Source organism: Achromobacter sp. CSND-B12 (genome assembly GCF_052906545.1).
Genome location: NZ_JBREGJ010000001.1, coordinates 5,878,888 through 5,894,530 on the forward strand (window position 1 = coordinate 5,878,888; position 15,643 = coordinate 5,894,530).

Genomic DNA, 15,643 nt, shown 5'->3' on the forward strand with positions numbered 1-15,643 from the left:
GGCATAAGGGTCAGGTTGGGGCGGCAGGCCGAAAAGCAAGAGCAGGCCCTGGGCGCGCCCGGTCTCGTGCACCGCGCCCAGAGACGACTGTGGGTTTGCCCCCGTCCCCCGGAAGGGCGCGGGGCAAACCCACAAGGGTGCCACGGCGGGGCGCGGGACCGGTCTTCAGGCCGCGGCCCGTTCCGCCGCTTCGACGGTGTTGACCAGCAGCATGGCGATGGTCATGGGGCCGACACCGCCCGGCACGGGGGTGATGGCGCCGGCCACCTGGCTGGCGGAGGCGAAGTCGACGTCGCCGCACAGCTTGCCGTCGGCGCCGCGGTTGATGCCCACGTCGATGACGACCGCGCCGGGCTTGATCATCGAGCCGTCGATCATGCCGGGCTTGCCGGTGGCCACCACCAGCACGTCGGCGCGGCGGGTCTGCGCCGCCAGGTCGCGGGTCTTGGAGTTGCAGATGGTGATGGTGGCGCCGGCGGCCAGCAGCAGCATGGCCATGGGCTTGCCGACGATGTTGCTGGCGCCGACGATCACGGCCTCGGCGCCGCGCAGGGCCACGCCTTCCGATTCCAGCATCTTCATCACGCCGTAGGGCGTGCAGGGGCGGAACAGCGGCTGGCCGGTCATCAGCAGGCCGGCGTTGCTGACGTGAAAGCCATCCACGTCCTTCTCGGCGGCGATGGCCTCGATGACCTTGTGCGCGTCCATGTGCTTGGGCAGCGGCAGCTGCACCAGGATGCCGTGGATGGACGGATCGCGGTTCAGCTTGTCGATGCGGGTCAGCAGTTCGGCCTCGGTCATGTCGGCGGGGTACTGCTCCTTGACGGAATGCAGGCCGGCCTTCTCGCACGCCGCGACCTTGTTGCGCACGTACACCTGGGAGGCGGGGTCTTCGCCCACCAGCACCACGGCCAGGCCGGGGCGGGTGCCCTTGGCGGCCAGGGCGGCGACGCGTTGGGCGACTTCTTCGCGAATGCGCTGCGACAGGGCGGCGCCGTCGATGATCCTAGCGGTCATGCGTGTGCCTCGGGTTTGGCCAGAGCCACTTTCATCAGATCGGCAACGGTGGTCACTTCAAGTTTTTCCATGATGTTGGCGCGGTGCGCCTCGACGGTCTTGATGCTGATGCCGAGGTCGTCGGCGATCTGCTTGTTCAAGCGGCCGGCGACGATGCGCTCCAGCACCTGCTGCTCGCGCGCGGTCAGGCGCGCCAGCATGGCTTCGTGGTCTTTCTGGGCCTGGTGCTTGCTCACGCGCTGCGTGGCCTGCTCCAGCATGCGCGCCACGATTTCGCGCAGATCGGATTCGTTGAACGGCTTCTCGAGGAAGTCGACGGCCCCCTTCTTCATGGTCGACACGGCCATCGGCACGTCGCCGTGGCCGGTGATGAAGACGATGGGCAGGGGGGCGTTGCGGGCGATCAGCTGTTCCTGCAGCTCCAGGCCGCTCATGCCCGGCATGCGCACGTCGGCGATCAGCACGCCGATCTGGCTGGGGTCGTAGTCTTCCAGGAACGACTCGCCGCTGGCGTAGGCGCGAACGCGGTAGCCATTGGCCTCCAGCAGCCAGCGCAGCGAATCGCGGACCGCTTCGTCGTCATCAACAATGAATACCGTGCTCGACAGGTGGGGCGTGTTCATGCGTGCAACTCCTCTGACTGGTCATTCTGGGCCTGCGTCTGGGACGCAGCGCAGGGCAGGGTAAAGCGGAAAATAGTACCGCCGGCGGGGTTCGGGTCCGCCCACAGGCGGCCGTGGTGCGATTCGATAATGGTACGGCAGATATTCAGCCCCATGCCCAGGCCCTGGGTCTTGGTGCTGAAGAAGGGCTCGAACAGGCGCTCCGGCTCGGCCAGGCCATGGCCGCGGTCGACCACCGCGACCTCGATGTGCTGCTCGTGCAGGATCACGGCCACCTTGAGCTCGTCGGACTCGCTCTTTTCCATGGCTTCCAGGCCGTTCTTGAGCAGGTTCAGCAGCACCTGTTCGATCAGGATCGGGTCGGCCAGCACGTCCGGCGCATTCGACGGCACGAAGCTGTCGATGCGGATGCGGCGCTTGCGGGCGTCGATCTCGGCGAAACCGATGGCGTTGTCGACAATGCGGCCGATCGCCACGCGCTGGCGGCGCGGCTCGCTGCGCTTCACGAATTCGCGGATGCGGCTGATGATCTTGCCGGCGCGCTCGGCCTGCGAGGCGGCCTTCTCCAGCGCCGGCAGCAGCATGTTGGGGCTGGTGTGGCCGGCCTTGACCAGGGCCACCGCGCCCATGCTGTAGTTGGCGATGGCGGTCAGCGGCTGGTTCAGTTCGTGCGCCAGCGACGAGGCCATCTCGCCCATGGTGGTCAGGCGGCTGGTGAGCTGGATCTTTTCCTGCTGCACGCGCGAGGCTTCTTCGTGGGTGCGGCGCTCGGTGATGTCGCGCGCCACCTGCATGCGCACGCGGCGGCCGTCGGTCCAGGCCAGCATGCGGTGATGCACCTCGAACCAGCGCTGCACCGAAGGCGCGAAGACTTCCACGGATTCATCCGTGAAGCGGCCGCGGCGGCCGGCCAGCAGCTCGTCGTGGCCGCCGGTCTGGGCGCCGAACACGCGGCGGTAGGTGCGGTTGGCGAACAGCAGCTCCAGGCCGTCGTGGGTGTCGGCGGTGACCGAGATGGCGTCGTCCAGGCCTTCCAGCACCGTCATGAAGCGCTCGTGCGCGGCGGTCAGGGCCTCGCGGATGCGCTTGGGCTCGGTGATGTCGGTCATCGACGTCATCCAGCCGATCTGGTTGCCGTTGGGGTCCAGCAGCGGCGACACGTACATGCGCGCTGTGAAGCGCGAGCCGTCGCGGCGCTGGGCCTCGACTTCCAGGCCGCTGCTGGGCGTCTTTCCGGACATCAGCACGTCCAGGGTGTGCTGGTGCTGTTCATGGCGGCCCGGCACCCAGTAGGGGAAGGGCGGGCTGCGGCCGATCAGGTCGGCCTCGTTCCAGCCGATCATGCGGCAGAAGGCCGGATTGACGTAGGCGATGCGGCCTTCCATGTCCAGCACGCGCATGCCGGTGGACATGGAGTTCTCCATGGCGCGGCGGAAACCGGTCTCGGCGATCAGGGCGGCCTCGGCGGCGGAACGGAAGCGCGTATAGCGCCACAGCATCAGCAGGCTGATGACGATCACGCACGACAGCGCCAGCACCACCCAGATCAGGCGCTGCTGCCGCATTTCCTGGTCGATGGTCACGAACATGACGCTGTCGTCATGGATGCGCTGCAACCAGAAGAACACCCCCATCACACAGATATAGAGGATCAGCACCATCGCGGGCGTGACCCAGTACACCCCGCGGCGGCGCGTGCGGGCGTGGTCGTGGAACGGCGTGGGTATATTGGACTTGGGCGCGCTGGACATGTAATTTGGGCCGGATAGGCCGGGCATTTTTCATCGCCAGGCCGCCTCAAGATGAAAACGGCCCCGCGGGGCAGCAAGCCGAAGGCGCGGCGTGGGGGGCATTTTAGTGCGTGTCGGCGGGAATTGCCGGGAATCAAGCCCTTCAGAAGGGAGATGGGCTAAAAAAGTGCCTTCCATCCTTTTCAGCTTCTGTTCATATTTTCGCATTATGAAATGCCGTACCGCAACATGAAATTTTCCTTGCGACCGGTTAATCTTCTTTCTTAGAATGCCGGCTGATAGGGAAACCGCTCCCGAGTAGCTGGTCTCTAGCACAACACCCCGACCCATGCATGGCATGGTAGCCCGGATGATCCCGACTACCATGGCATGTCCGCGAGTAGATAAATAAGCGGGTGCGGTCACGAACGAACCCCAACAGGAGACACACGATGTCCTCTTTCGCCCAGGCTGGCGCCGTGCAGGCTGCCAACGACGAAGACACCCTAGAAACCCAGGAGTGGCTCGAAGCCCTGGCGGCAGTCCTTGATCGCGAAGGACCGCAGCGCGCGCACTACCTGCTGGAACGCCTGATCGACGAAGCCCGTCGTTCCGGCGCCCACATCCCGTTCTCGCCCAACACCGCTTACGTCAATACGATTCCGCCCGGTCTGGAGCCGGCGCACCCGGGCAACCTGGAACTGGAATCGCGCATCCGCTCGTACGTGCGCTGGAACGCCATGGCCATGGTGGTCAAGGCCAACAAGCACAATCCGCCGGACGGCGGCGACCTGGGCGGCCACATCGCCTCGTTCGCCTCGCTGGCCACCATGATCGGCTGCGGCCAGAACCACTTCTGGCACGCCGAAGACGAAAACCACGGCGGCGACCTGGTCTACTTCCAGGGCCACACCTCGCCCGGCATGTACGGCCGCGCCTACCTCGAAGGCCGCCTGACCGAAGACCAACTGAACCACTTCCGCCAGGAAGTGGACGGCAAGGGCCTGTCCTCGTACCCGCATCCGAAGCTGATGCCGGACTTCTGGCAGTTCCCCACGGTGTCGATGGGCCTGGGCCCGCTGATGGCCATCTACCAGGCCCGTTTCCTCAAGTACCTGCACGCCCGCGGCATCGCCGACACGAGCAAGCGCAAGGTCTGGGTGTTCTGCGGCGACGGCGAAATGGACGAACCCGAGTCGCTCGGCGCCATCGCCCTGGCGGCCCGCGAAAAGCTCGACAACCTGATCTTCGTCATCAACTGCAACCTGCAGCGCCTGGACGGCCCGGTGCGCGGCAACGGCAAGATCATCCAGGAACTGGAAGGCGACTTCCGCGGTTCGGGCTGGAACGTGATCAAGCTGATCTGGGGCGGCTATTGGGATCCGCTGCTGGCGCACGACAAGGAAGGCATCCTGCGCAAGATCATGGAAGAAACCGTCGACGGCGAGTACCAGGCGTACAAGGCCAACGACGGCAAGTTCGTGCGCGAGCATTTCTTCGGTAAGCACCCCAAGCTGCTGGAAGCCGTGTCGCGCATGAGCGACGAAGACATCTGGCGCCTGAACCGTGGCGGCCACGATCCGCACAAGGTCTACGCCGCGTTCGACGCCGCCTCCAAGCATGAAGGCCAGCCGACCGTCATCCTGGCCAAGACCATCAAGGGCTACGGCATGGGCCACGTGGGCCAGGCCAAGAACCCGACCCACCAGCAGAAGAAGCTGGAACTGGACTCGATCCGCGAATTCCGCGACCGCTTCGGCATCCCCATCCCGGACGACAAGCTGGCCGACCTGCCGTACTTCAAGCCGGCCGACGACTCGCCCGAAATGAAGTACCTGCACGAGCGCCGCGCCGCGCTGGGCGGCTACCTGCCGCGCCGCCGCGCCAAGGCCGACGAACAGCTCAAGGCGCCGGCGCTGGACGCCTTCAAGGCCGTGTTGGAACCCACCGCCGAAGGCCGTGAGATCTCCACCACCCAGGCCTTCGTGCGCATCCTGAACCAGGTGCTGCGCGACAAGCAGCTGGGTCCGCGCGTCGTGCCGATCCTGGCCGACGAATCGCGCACCTTCGGCATGGAAGGCCTGTTCCGCCAGATCGGCATCTACGCGCCGGAAGGCCAGAAGTACACCCCGGTCGACAAGGACCAGGTCATGTACTACAAGGAAGCGGCCGACGGCCAGCTCCTGCAGGAAGGCATCAACGAAGCGGGCGCGATGAGCTCGTGGATCGCGGCGGCCACGTCGTACTCCTCGAACAACCGCATCATGATCCCGTTCTTCATCTACTACTCGATGTTCGGGTTCCAGCGCATCGGCGACCTGGCCTGGGCGGCCGGCGACATGCAGGCGCGCGGCTTCCTCTTGGGCGGCACCGCCGGGCGCACGACGCTCAACGGCGAAGGCCTGCAGCACGAAGACGGCCACAGCCACATCCTGGCTTCGACCATCCCCAACTGCGTCTCGTACGACCCGACCTTCGGCCACGAACTGGCCGTGATCATCCAGCATGGCCTCAAGCGCATGGTGGAAGACCAGGAAAACGTCTACTACTACCTGACGGTGATGAACGAAAACTACCCGCAGCCTGGCCTGACCGCCGGCGACGAGGAAGGCATCATCAAGGGCATGTACAAGCTCAAGTCGCACGGCAAGGGCAAGAACCGCGTGCAACTGATGGGCTCGGGCACGATCCTGCGCGAAGTCATGGCCGCCCAGGAACTGCTGGAAGCCGACTGGGGCGTGGCCTCGGACCTGTGGAGCGTCACCAGCTTCACCGAACTGCGCCGCAACGGCCTGGACGCCGAGCGCCACAACATGCTGCACCCTGACGAGAAGAAGCCACAGGTGGCCTACGTCACGGAACAGCTGGCCAAGACCGAAGGCCCGATCATCGCGTCGACCGACTACATGAAGCTGTTTGCGGACCAGATCCGTCCGTTCGTGCCCAAGGGCCGCGAATACAAGGTGCTGGGCACCGACGGTTTCGGCCGTTCGGATTTCCGCGCCAAGCTGCGCGAGCACTTCGAAGTGGACCGCCACTTCGTCGTGGTCGCCGCCCTGCGCGCGCTGGCCGACGAAGGCAAGGTGCCGGTTGCCAAGGTGGCCGAAGCCATCAAGAAGTACGGCATCAACCCGAACAAAGCCAACCCGCAATACGCCTGAGGGTAAAGAGACATGAGCAACGTCGTGCAAATCAAGGTTCCCGACATCGGCGACTTCAAGGAAGTGGAAGTCATTGAAGTGCTGGTGGCGGTGGGCGACACGATCAAGGCCGAGCAGAGCCTGATTACCGTCGAATCCGACAAGGCCTCGATGGAAATCCCCGCCTCGCAGGGCGGGGTGGTGAAGTCGATCGCGGTCAAGGTCGGCGACAAGGTCGCCGAAGGCGCCGTGGTGCTCGAGGTGGAAGCGGCCGACGCCGCCGCCCCGGCCGCCAAGGAAGAACCCAAGGCCGAAGCGCCCAAGCAGGCTGCCGCCGCCGCGCCCGCCGCCAAGGCCGAGGCTGCCGCGCCGGCCGCCAGCAGCGGTCCGGTCGAGATCGAAGTGCCGGACATCGGCGACTTCAAGGAAGTAGAAGTCATCGAAGTCATGGTCGCCGTGGGCGACACCATCAAGGCCGAGCAGAGCCTGATCACCGTCGAGTCCGACAAGGCCTCGATGGAGATCCCGGCCTCGCAGGGCGGGGTGGTCAAGGAAGTGAAGGTCAAGGTCGGCGACAAGGTCGCCAAGGGCTCGGTCGTGGTCGTGGTGGAAGGCAGCGCGCCCGCCGCCGCCGCCGCGCCGGCTGCCAAGGCCGAAACCGCGCCGGCCAGGTCGGAAGCCCCGGCCTCCAAGGCGGAAGCGCCCGCGGCCCCGGCCACGCCCGCCGTCGGCTCGCGCCCGGCGCCGGCCGCCGCGCTGGAAGACGCCAACCTCAAGCCCGGCCAGCTGCCGCATGCCTCGCCGTCGGTGCGCAAGTTCGCCCGCGAACTGGGCGTGAACCTGAGCAAGGTCAAGGGCACCGGTCCCAAGGACCGCATCACCGCCGACGACGTGCGCGGTTTCGTCAAGACCGCGCTGGCCTCGGGCGCCGCCCCGGCCGCCGCCGGCGGTTCGGCCGATGGCGCCGCGCTGGGCCTGCTGCCGTGGCCCAAGGTCGACTTCACCAAGTTCGGCCCGATCGAAGCCAAGCCGCTGTCGCGCATCAAGAAGATCTCCGGCGCGAACCTGCACCGCAACTGGGTCATGATCCCGCACGTCACCAACAACGACGAAGCGGACATCACCGACCTGGAAGCGCTGCGCGTCACGCTGAACAAGGAAAACGAGAAGTCGGGCATCAAGGTCACGATGCTGGCCTTCCTGATCAAGGCCGTGGTCGCGGCCCTGAAGAAGTTCCCCGAGTTCAACGCCTCGCTGGACGGCGACAACCTGGTGCTCAAGCAGTACTACCACATCGGCTTCGCCGCCGACACGCCCAACGGGCTGGTGGTGCCGGTGATCCGCGATGCCGACAAGAAGGGCATTCTGCAGATCGCCCAGGAGATGACCGACCTGTCCAAAAAGGCGCGCGAAGGCAAGATCTCGCCCGCCGAAATGCAGGGCGGCTGCTTCTCGATCTCGTCGCTGGGCGGTATCGGCGGCACGTCGTTCACGCCCATCATCAATGCGCCCGAAGTGGCCATCCTGGGCGTGTCGCGTTCGTCGCACAAGCCCGTCTGGGACGGCAAGCAGTTCGTGCCGCGCCTGATCGTGCCGCTGTCGCTGTCCTATGACCACCGCGTCATCGACGGCGCCGCCGCTGCCCGCTTCAACGCCTATCTGGGCGCCTTGCTGGCCGACTTCCGCCGCATCGCGCTGTAAACGGGGAGCCCCATGAGCAATACCGTTCAAATCAAAGTGCCGGACATCGGTGACTTCAAGGAAGTCGAGGTCATCGAGGTGCTGGTCGCCGTGGGCGATACGATCAAGGCCGAGCAGAGCCTGATCACGGTCGAGTCCGACAAGGCCTCGATGGAAATCCCCGCCTCCACGGGCGGCGTGGTCAAGTCCATCAACGTCAAGGTCGGCGACAAGGTCGCCGAAGGCTCGGTGGTCCTGGAAGTCGAGGCGTCCGACGCCGCCCCGGCCGCCAAGCAAGCGCCCAAGGCTGACGCGCCGAAGGCCGAAGCCCCCAAGGCCGAGGCCAAGCCGGCCGCCGCGGCCCCCGCCGCCGCGACCTTCAAGGGCTCGGCCGACGCCGAGTACGACATGCTGGTGCTGGGCGCGGGCCCCGGCGGCTATTCGGCCGCCTTCCGCGCCGCCGACCTCGGCCTGTCCGTGGTGCTGGTCGAACGCTACGCCACGCTGGGCGGCGTCTGCCTGAACGTGGGCTGCATCCCGTCCAAGGCGTTGCTGCACAACGCCGCCATCATCGACGAGGCGCGCGAACTGGCCGCCCACGGCATCAGCTTCGGCGAGCCCAAGATCGACCTGGACAAGCTGCGCGGCTACAAGGACAGCGTGGTCGCCAAGCTGACCGGCGGCCTGGCCGGCATGGCCAAGGCGCGCAAGGTCACCGTGGTGACCGGCGTGGGCGAATTCGCCGATGCCAACCACCTGGCGGTCAAGGGCGCCGACGGCAAGTCGCAGACCATCCGCTTCAAGCAGGCCATCATCGCCGCCGGCAGCCAGTCGGTGAAGCTGCCGTTCCTGCCGCAGGACGAGCGCATCGTCGATTCCACCGGCGCCTTGCTGCTGCGTGAAATCCCCAAGAAGATGCTGATCATCGGCGGCGGCATCATCGGCCTGGAAATGGGCACGGTGTATTCCACGCTGGGCGCGCGCCTGGACGTGGTGGAAATGCTGGACGGCCTGATGCAGGGCGCCGACCGCGACCTGGTCAAGGTCTGGCAGAAGAAGAACGCCGGCCGCTTCGACAACATCATGCTCAAGACCAAGACGGTCGGCGCGGAAGCCCGGAAAGACGGCATCTACGTCACGTTCGAGGGCGAGGGCGCGCCGAAGGAACCGCAGCGCTACGACCTGGTGCTCCAGGCCGTGGGCCGCAGCCCCAACGGCAAGAAGATCGGCGCCGAGAAGGCGGGCGTGGCCGTGACCGACCGCGGCTTCATCGAGGTCGATCGCCAGATGCGCACCAACGTGCCGCACATCTTCGCTATCGGCGACATCGTCGGCCAGCCGATGCTGGCGCACAAGGCGGTGCATGAGGGCCATGTGGCGGCCGAAGCCGCCGCCGGCCAGAAGTCGTTCTTCGACGCCCGCGTGATTCCGTCGGTGGCCTACACCGATCCGGAAGTGGCTTGGGTCGGCCTGACCGAAGACGAGGCCAAGAAGCAGGGCATCAAGGTCGAGAAGGGCGTGTTCCCGTGGGCCGCTTCCGGCCGCGCCATCGCCAACGGCCGCGACGAAGGCTTCACCAAGCTGCTGTTCGACGCCGAGACGCACCGCATCCTGGGCGGCGGCATCGTCGGCACCCATGCCGGCGACCTGATCAGCGAAGTGGCGCTGGCCGTGGAAATGGGCGCGGACGTCATCGACATCGCCAAGACCATCCACCCGCACCCGACGCTGGGTGAATCGGTGGGCATGGCGGCCGAAGTGGCCGAAGGCGTGTGCACCGACCTGCCGCCGATGAAGAAGAAGTAGATCGCCGTGGCTCGCCGGATCTTCGGATCCGGACGCCGGCACCGCAGCCCGAAGCGCCCAAAGGCCTTCGGGCTGTTTTCATTGGGGGCCCCTTGCCGTGACGCCCGCAGTCACTGCGCGGAGGGCGAGCCGCGAACCACCCGCCGGCCGGGCCATGATTGGTACGGTTTTCTGGATAATCTATCCGGTCGCACCCGGCTGATCCGGCCCGCGCGGCTGCCTAGAATCGAATCTCCATCGACACATGCGGGAGATTTTCCATGGCAGACCATTCCATCAAGGGCAAAGTCGTACTGATCGCTGGCGGCGCCAAGAACCTGGGCGGCCTGATCGCCCGTGACCTGGCGCAGCAGGGCGCCAAGGCCGTCGCCATCCACTACAACAGCGCGGCGTCCAAGGCAGACGCCGACGCCACCGTGGCCGCGATCCAGGCCGCCGGCGCCAAGGCGGTGGCGCTGCAGGCCGACCTGACCACCGCCGGCGCGGTCGAGAAGCTGTTCGCCGACGCGGTGGCGGCGGTGGGCCGGCCCGACATCGCCATCAATACCGTCGGCAAGGTCTTGAAGAAGCCGCTGACCGAGATCAGCGAGGCCGAGTACGACGAGATGAGCGCGGTCAACGCCAAGACGGCCTTCTTCTTCCTGAAAGAGGCTGGCCGCCACGTCAACGACAACGGCAAGGTCTGCACCCTGGTGACCTCGCTGCTGGGCGCGTTCACGCCGTTCTACGCCGCCTATGCCGGCACCAAGGCGCCGGTCGAGCACTACACCCGCGCGGCCTCCAAGGAGTTCGGCGCGCGCGGCATTTCGGTCACGGCGGTCGGGCCGGGCCCGATGGATACGCCGTTCTTCTATCCGGCCGAAGGCGCCGACGCGGTGGCGTACCACAAGACCGCCGCCGCGCTGTCGCCGTTCTCCAAGACCGGCCTGACCGACATCGAGGACGTGGTGCCGTTCATCCGCCACCTGGTCAGCGACGGTTGGTGGATCACTGGCCAGACCATCCTGATCAACGGCGGCTACACCACCAAGTAACCATCGAGCCCCGGGCCGCCGCCCACGCGCCGGTTTGGGGCGTGCCTGGCGACGCGTGCTGGGCGAAGCGTGCTGGGCGAAGCGTGCTGGGCGAAGCGTGCTGGGCGAAGCCGCCGTCGGATGCCCGCGACGGCTGCCGGAGCGGCTATGCTGTCACGGGCGGCGGGGTGCCGCCGGCACTGCCGCAAACCGGGGGAGCATGGACAGGTTCGAACAGTATCGCGTCTTCGCGCAAGTGGCGGAGATGGGCAGTTTCATCAAGGCCGCCAACGCGCTGGAGCTGCCGCGCGCTTCCGTCTCGGCCGCCGTCCAGCAGCTGGAAGCGCAACTGGGCGCGCGGCTGCTGCACCGGACCACGCGCCAGGTGCGCCTGACCGCCGATGGCGCCCAGTTGCTGGAGCGCTTGCGGCCGCTGCTGTCCGAAGTCGAGGACATCGACCACCTGTTCCAGCAAAGCCAGCGCCAGGTGTCCGGCCGGCTCAACGTCGACGTGCCCAGCCGCATCGCGCGCCGCCTGGTGGCGCCGGCGCTGCCGGGCCTGCTGCGGCGCCACCCCCGATTGCAACTGGCGCTGGGGTCCAGCGACCGCGCCATCGACCTGATCCAGGAAGGCGTCGACTGCGCGGTGCGCGTCGGCGCGCTGCACGACAGCAGCCTGGTGTCGCGGCCGCTGGGCAATATCGGCCTGGTCAATTGCGCCAGTCCCGCCTATCTGCGCGACCAGGGCGTGCCCCATGCGCCGGACGAATTGCCGGCGGGGCATTGGATGGTGGGCTACGCCTCGCCCACCACGGGGCGCGAACTACCCTGGGAGGTGGTGGGCGACGACGGCGGCCGCCGGCTCATCGCGGTGCCCAGCCGGGTGGTGGTGAACAACGCCGAAAGCTATATCGCCTGCTGCCTGGCGGGCCTGGGGCTGATCCAGATTCCGCGCTTCGACGTGCAGGACCTGCTGGAAGCGGGCGAACTGGTGGAAGTCATGCCGGCGCATCGCGCCGCGCCCATGCCGGTGGCATTGCTGTATCCGCACCGGCGGCAGCGTTCGCGCCGGTTGGCGGTGTTCCTGGAGTGGTTCGAGGAATTGATGCGCAGGCACCTGGAGGCCTGACGGCGTGAGCCGGGGCGGACAGGGGAGGCGAAAGGGGGCGCGAGAGGGCGGCGCGAAAAGGCGGCGCAAAAGGGCGGCGCACGAAGAAGGCGCGCCAAAGCGAAGGGAGCGCGGCAATCGTTGCCGCGCGCCAGGGCGATTTATGCCTGGGTATTGATGCGGGTGCCGATCTTGCCGTCGATGGCGACGACCGGCAGGGACTGCATCAGCGTGGCGACCGTGTCGGCCTGGGCGTTGATGGCTTTCTTGGTGACGCGGGCCTGGACTTCCTGCATCAGCTGCGCATCACGCATGGCCAGGCCGGTGTTCACGGTGTTGCTGACGGAAAGATCCATGGTGGGGAGTCCTGTGAGGCTTGCCGGACGGCGTCCGGGACAGATGGATTATGCGTGATTATTGCGTACTTCAACGTCTCGCGGTGAAATTCTCGGACGAAGATTGCGCAGGGTCAGGGTTGGGCCGGACATTCCTTGACGGCGCCCCAGCCCTGGTTCGGGCCGCAATACTGCTTGCGCGCCGCCCAGGCGCAATCGGGGCGTTCGAAAAAACCCAGCGTGGCGCAGCGCGCCAGTTCGGCTTTCAGGTTGTCGACCCAGGCATGCGGATTCTCGGCGGGGATCTCGGTGATGCGCAACGTGGGCTTGGGCATGGCGGGGCTGTCCGCGTGCGGAGCGGCGCCTTCGCGGGCCGGGATGGCGGCTGCGGCGGGCGCCGCGCTCGCGGCGGACTGGCCCTGGGTGTGCGGCGTCGGCGCGGCGTCGTCAGGCGACGGCGCGGCGGAAGGGGGGACGCTGTCCGTGGCGCCCGGCTGCGGCGGGGGAGCATCGGCGGTGCGCGGCGCAATCGGAGCCGCGGGCGAGCGCGGGTCCGACGACCGGGCAGCCTCCGGTCCCACGCCCGGCGGCGCGCCCAGGGGTACGCGCACCGGACCGGCGGCGGATGCGCCCGTGCGCCCGGCATCGGGCGTGCTCCAGGAAACCACCAGCAGCACCAGCGCGCCATAGATCGCCAGGGTGTAGAGCACCGTCAGCGTGGCGTAGCCCACCCGTTTGCCGGTGATCGGCGTGGCGTCTTCACGGCCCACCAGGCTGCGCCAGCCGACCAGGGCGGCGCCGGGCGCGCTGATCAGCCACCAGCCCAGCCGCTTGAGCGGGCCGGGACGGCGCGGGATCGAAGCCTGGACCTGCGCGGCCAGCAGTTCGCGCAAGGCGCGGTTCTCTTCGCGCAGGCGCTGGGTGTGGGGGTCCACCGGCGCCTGGTCGTCTTGATCCGTGGTGCCGTCATGCCGCGTAGCGAGTGGATCGGGAGGCGTGGTGGTCATATTACGAAAAATATAGATACAAAAGCGTGCGAGGGCAATTATGAAGGCCCGCGGCGTGTCTCAAAAAAGCGAGAAGGTGGCAAAAAGCCACCTTCCACGATCGCTTGGAAATCCGGGCGATTCGCGGGCCCGGTTCGCAGCGGCAATCCACGCGCGCGGGCAACGGCGCAAGCGCGGCCGGGACGAAGGAGGTGCGGGGAATGAAGCGCCGAAGGCGTGCAAACCGCGGCCCGATGGCGCGTTGCCAGCCTTGGGGTGGACCTGGGGAGGGCGCGAATGCAAACAAGCCGGCTTGCGCCGGCTTGTTTTACGACCGGGTGCTGGGCACCCGGTGCGGGAGGCTGGCAGGGCAGGCCTTGCGGCCCGCCTTGCCCAACCGTCAGGCGTTGCGGCGTGATTAACGCAGCAGCGACAGAACGGTTTGCGGCACTTGGTTGGCTTGCGCCAGAACCGAGGTGCCAGCCTGTTGCAGGATCTGAGCCTTCGACATGTTCGACACTTCCGTGGCGTAGTCCGCGTCTTGGATACGCGAGCGGGCCGACGACAGGTTGTTCACGACGTTGTTCAGGTTGGCGATGGTCGATTCCAGGCGGTTCTGCACAGCGCCCAGTTCGCCCGTCAGCTTGTCCAGCTTGGTGAAGGCGGCGTCCAGCGTCTTCAGCGGATCGGACGTCTTGTCGCCCTTGCTGGTCGTTTCCGTGGTCAGCTTGCCCGAGGAATTGACGTAGGCGGTGGCGCCGATCTTGGGAGCGTAGTCGCCGGTGCCCGTGCCGCTCTTGACCGTGGCTTTGCCCGTGTTCGGATCGACGGTGTAGGTGGTGGTGAAGCTCGGGGTCTTGGTGAAAGTACCTGCGTCGTCAACCCAAGTGTTGTCAGAGGCGCCGGCCGTGAAGTTCAACTTCGCGCTAGTAATGCCTTGCCCCAGCGTGATTACGTTGTTCGTAGAGGCTGTAGCATCAGCCTTGAACGTGGCCAACAGAGCATCCTTGGCAATCGTGTCCGTATAAGTCACTACGCCGGCACCACCGCTGCTATTGAAGGTCTTGCCACCGAGAGTGACGCTCGCGCCACCGACAGCGGCGCTACTCGTAGCGGTCAAAACGCCGTTCAGCGTGGCTTGCGTGCCGGTACCGCCAGGATTGTTAGTGGACAGTTCACCGGTGGCAGCCAGATAGGCTGCTTTACCGCCGATGGTCACCTTACCCGTTGCGTCGACTTCGAACGTCGTAGCAGCCGATCCCTTGTTGGCATAGGTGCCAGTGACCGTGCCGGTGGCCGGGGTCAGCGACGTGGCCAGTTTGGTCAGGGCCGTGGCGTCAGCGGTCTGGTTCTCGAAGGTGAAATTGCCATTAGCAGCGTCGTACGTATAGGTCGTACCGCCCGTCAACACCGTATTGCCGTTTTCCAGCTTACCGAAGGCTTGTTCGGCGGTTGCAGCGGCGTGATTCGTGGTGACGGTCCAGTCATTACCAGCGGCCGGGGGGGGGGCACCCGCAGCTTGCAGGTCGGACACGGTGGCGGTGCGGTTTTGCGTCACGCCGGTGCCGTTCACGTTGAAGCCGTCCAGGCCCAGCGTCTTGACGCTGATTTCGGTCAGGTTCAGGGTGATGGTTTCACCGTCGTTGGCGCCGACTTGCAGCGTCAGCGGCTTGGCGTTGCCCGACAGGACCTTCACGCCGTTGAAGTCGGTTTGTTGCGAGATGCGGTCGATGTCCGACAGACGCTGGTTGATTTCGTCCTGCATCGAGTTGAGCTGCTCTTGCGAGTAGCTGCCGTTGGCGGCCTGCACCGACAGTTCGCGGACGCGCTGCAGGTGGGTGTTGATTTCGGAGGCGGCGCCTTCCGTCGTCTGGGCCAGCGAGATGCCGTCGTTGGCGTTGCGGGCGGCTTGGGTCAGACCCTTGACGTTCGCGGTGAAACGGTTGGCAATGGCCATACCGGCGGCGTCGTCCTTGGCGCTGTTGATGCGCAGGCCGGACGACAGGCGTTCGATGGCGGTACCCAGGGCGGATTGCGACTTGTTCAGGTTGTTCTGAGCAACCAGCGACAAGTAGTTGGTGTTGATAACTGCAGCCATGTTCAGGCTCCCAAGAGAGAAAGGCTTCTTCAAACCGGGCAGCGGGGCCGCCCATCGTTGTAACGGGAAGAATCCGAATCCTTGCGTCCTCGAATTTCTCCGTTGCC

General features: G+C 66.4%; 11 protein-coding genes. 5 read left to right on the forward strand and 6 right to left on the reverse strand.

All coding sequences use genetic code 11. The features are described 5' to 3' along the window. Window positions 1-165 precede the first annotated feature (165 nt). Genes folD through ACUTAG_RS27605 form a run of 3 tightly spaced genes read right to left on the reverse strand, consistent with a single transcriptional unit; the run spans window position 166 to window position 3,391 of the window. On the reverse strand, window positions 166-1,017 hold the full coding sequence (gene folD / locus ACUTAG_RS27595; protein WP_054447310.1) for a bifunctional methylenetetrahydrofolate dehydrogenase/methenyltetrahydrofolate cyclohydrolase FolD: 852 nt from the start codon (window positions 1,015-1,017) through the stop codon (window positions 166-168). Continuing rightward, the gene (locus ACUTAG_RS27600) at window positions 1,014-1,640 is read right to left on the reverse strand and encodes a response regulator transcription factor (RefSeq protein ID WP_020927318.1); all 627 of its coding nucleotides are present in this window, start codon (window positions 1,638-1,640) and stop codon (window positions 1,014-1,016) included. Before ACUTAG_RS27600 ends, folD begins: the two co-directional genes overlap by 4 nt. After that, a complete protein-coding gene (locus ACUTAG_RS27605) occupies window positions 1,637-3,391 on the reverse strand; it encodes a PAS domain-containing sensor histidine kinase (RefSeq protein ID WP_020927319.1) in 1,755 nt (584 codons plus the stop codon). Before ACUTAG_RS27605 ends, ACUTAG_RS27600 begins: the two co-directional genes overlap by 4 nt. 431 nt (window positions 3,392-3,822) lie before the next feature. Here ACUTAG_RS27605 and aceE point away from each other — a divergent pair, with 431 nt between their 5' ends. The 5 genes from aceE to ACUTAG_RS27630 all read left to right on the forward strand — a co-directional run bounded on the left by aceE (window position 3,823) and on the right by ACUTAG_RS27630 (window position 12,138). Next, window positions 3,823-6,531 (forward strand): pyruvate dehydrogenase (acetyl-transferring), homodimeric type, encoded by a 2,709-nt coding sequence (gene aceE / locus ACUTAG_RS27610; protein ID WP_006387485.1) that lies wholly within the window; start codon window positions 3,823-3,825, stop codon window positions 6,529-6,531. 12 nt (window positions 6,532-6,543) lie between these two features. Continuing rightward, on the forward strand, window positions 6,544-8,211 hold the full coding sequence (gene aceF, locus ACUTAG_RS27615) for a dihydrolipoyllysine-residue acetyltransferase (RefSeq protein ID WP_446650413.1): 1,668 nt from the start codon (window positions 6,544-6,546) through the stop codon (window positions 8,209-8,211). Window positions 8,212-8,223: 12 nt separating this feature from the next. After that, entirely contained in the window at window positions 8,224-9,996 is a 1,773-nt protein-coding gene (gene lpdA / locus ACUTAG_RS27620) for a dihydrolipoyl dehydrogenase (protein ID WP_054485760.1), read from the forward strand. Between the two features lie 260 nt (window positions 9,997-10,256). Further along, the gene (locus ACUTAG_RS27625) at window positions 10,257-11,030 is read left to right on the forward strand and encodes an SDR family oxidoreductase (RefSeq protein ID WP_049055697.1); all 774 of its coding nucleotides are present in this window, start codon (window positions 10,257-10,259) and stop codon (window positions 11,028-11,030) included. Between the two features lie 199 nt (window positions 11,031-11,229). Then, entirely contained in the window at window positions 11,230-12,138 is a 909-nt protein-coding gene (locus tag ACUTAG_RS27630) for a LysR family transcriptional regulator (RefSeq protein WP_054485761.1), read from the forward strand. 140 nt (window positions 12,139-12,278) lie between these two features. Here ACUTAG_RS27630 and ACUTAG_RS27635 read toward each other — a convergent pair whose 3' ends face one another. The 3 genes from ACUTAG_RS27635 to ACUTAG_RS27645 form a co-directional block, all read right to left on the reverse strand. Beyond that, window positions 12,279-12,473, reverse strand: coding sequence for a putative motility protein (locus ACUTAG_RS27635; protein ID WP_006387491.1), 195 nt, complete (start codon window positions 12,471-12,473; stop codon window positions 12,279-12,281). A 113-nt stretch (window positions 12,474-12,586) separates the two neighbouring features. After that, a complete protein-coding gene (locus ACUTAG_RS27640) occupies window positions 12,587-13,459 on the reverse strand; it encodes a hypothetical protein (protein ID WP_148319465.1) in 873 nt (290 codons plus the stop codon). A gap of 397 nt (window positions 13,460-13,856) precedes the next feature. After that, complete coding sequence (locus tag ACUTAG_RS27645; protein ID WP_148319467.1) at window positions 13,857-15,536, reverse strand: flagellin N-terminal helical domain-containing protein; 1,680 nt, start codon at window positions 15,534-15,536, stop codon at window positions 13,857-13,859. Window positions 15,537-15,643 lie beyond the last annotated feature (107 nt).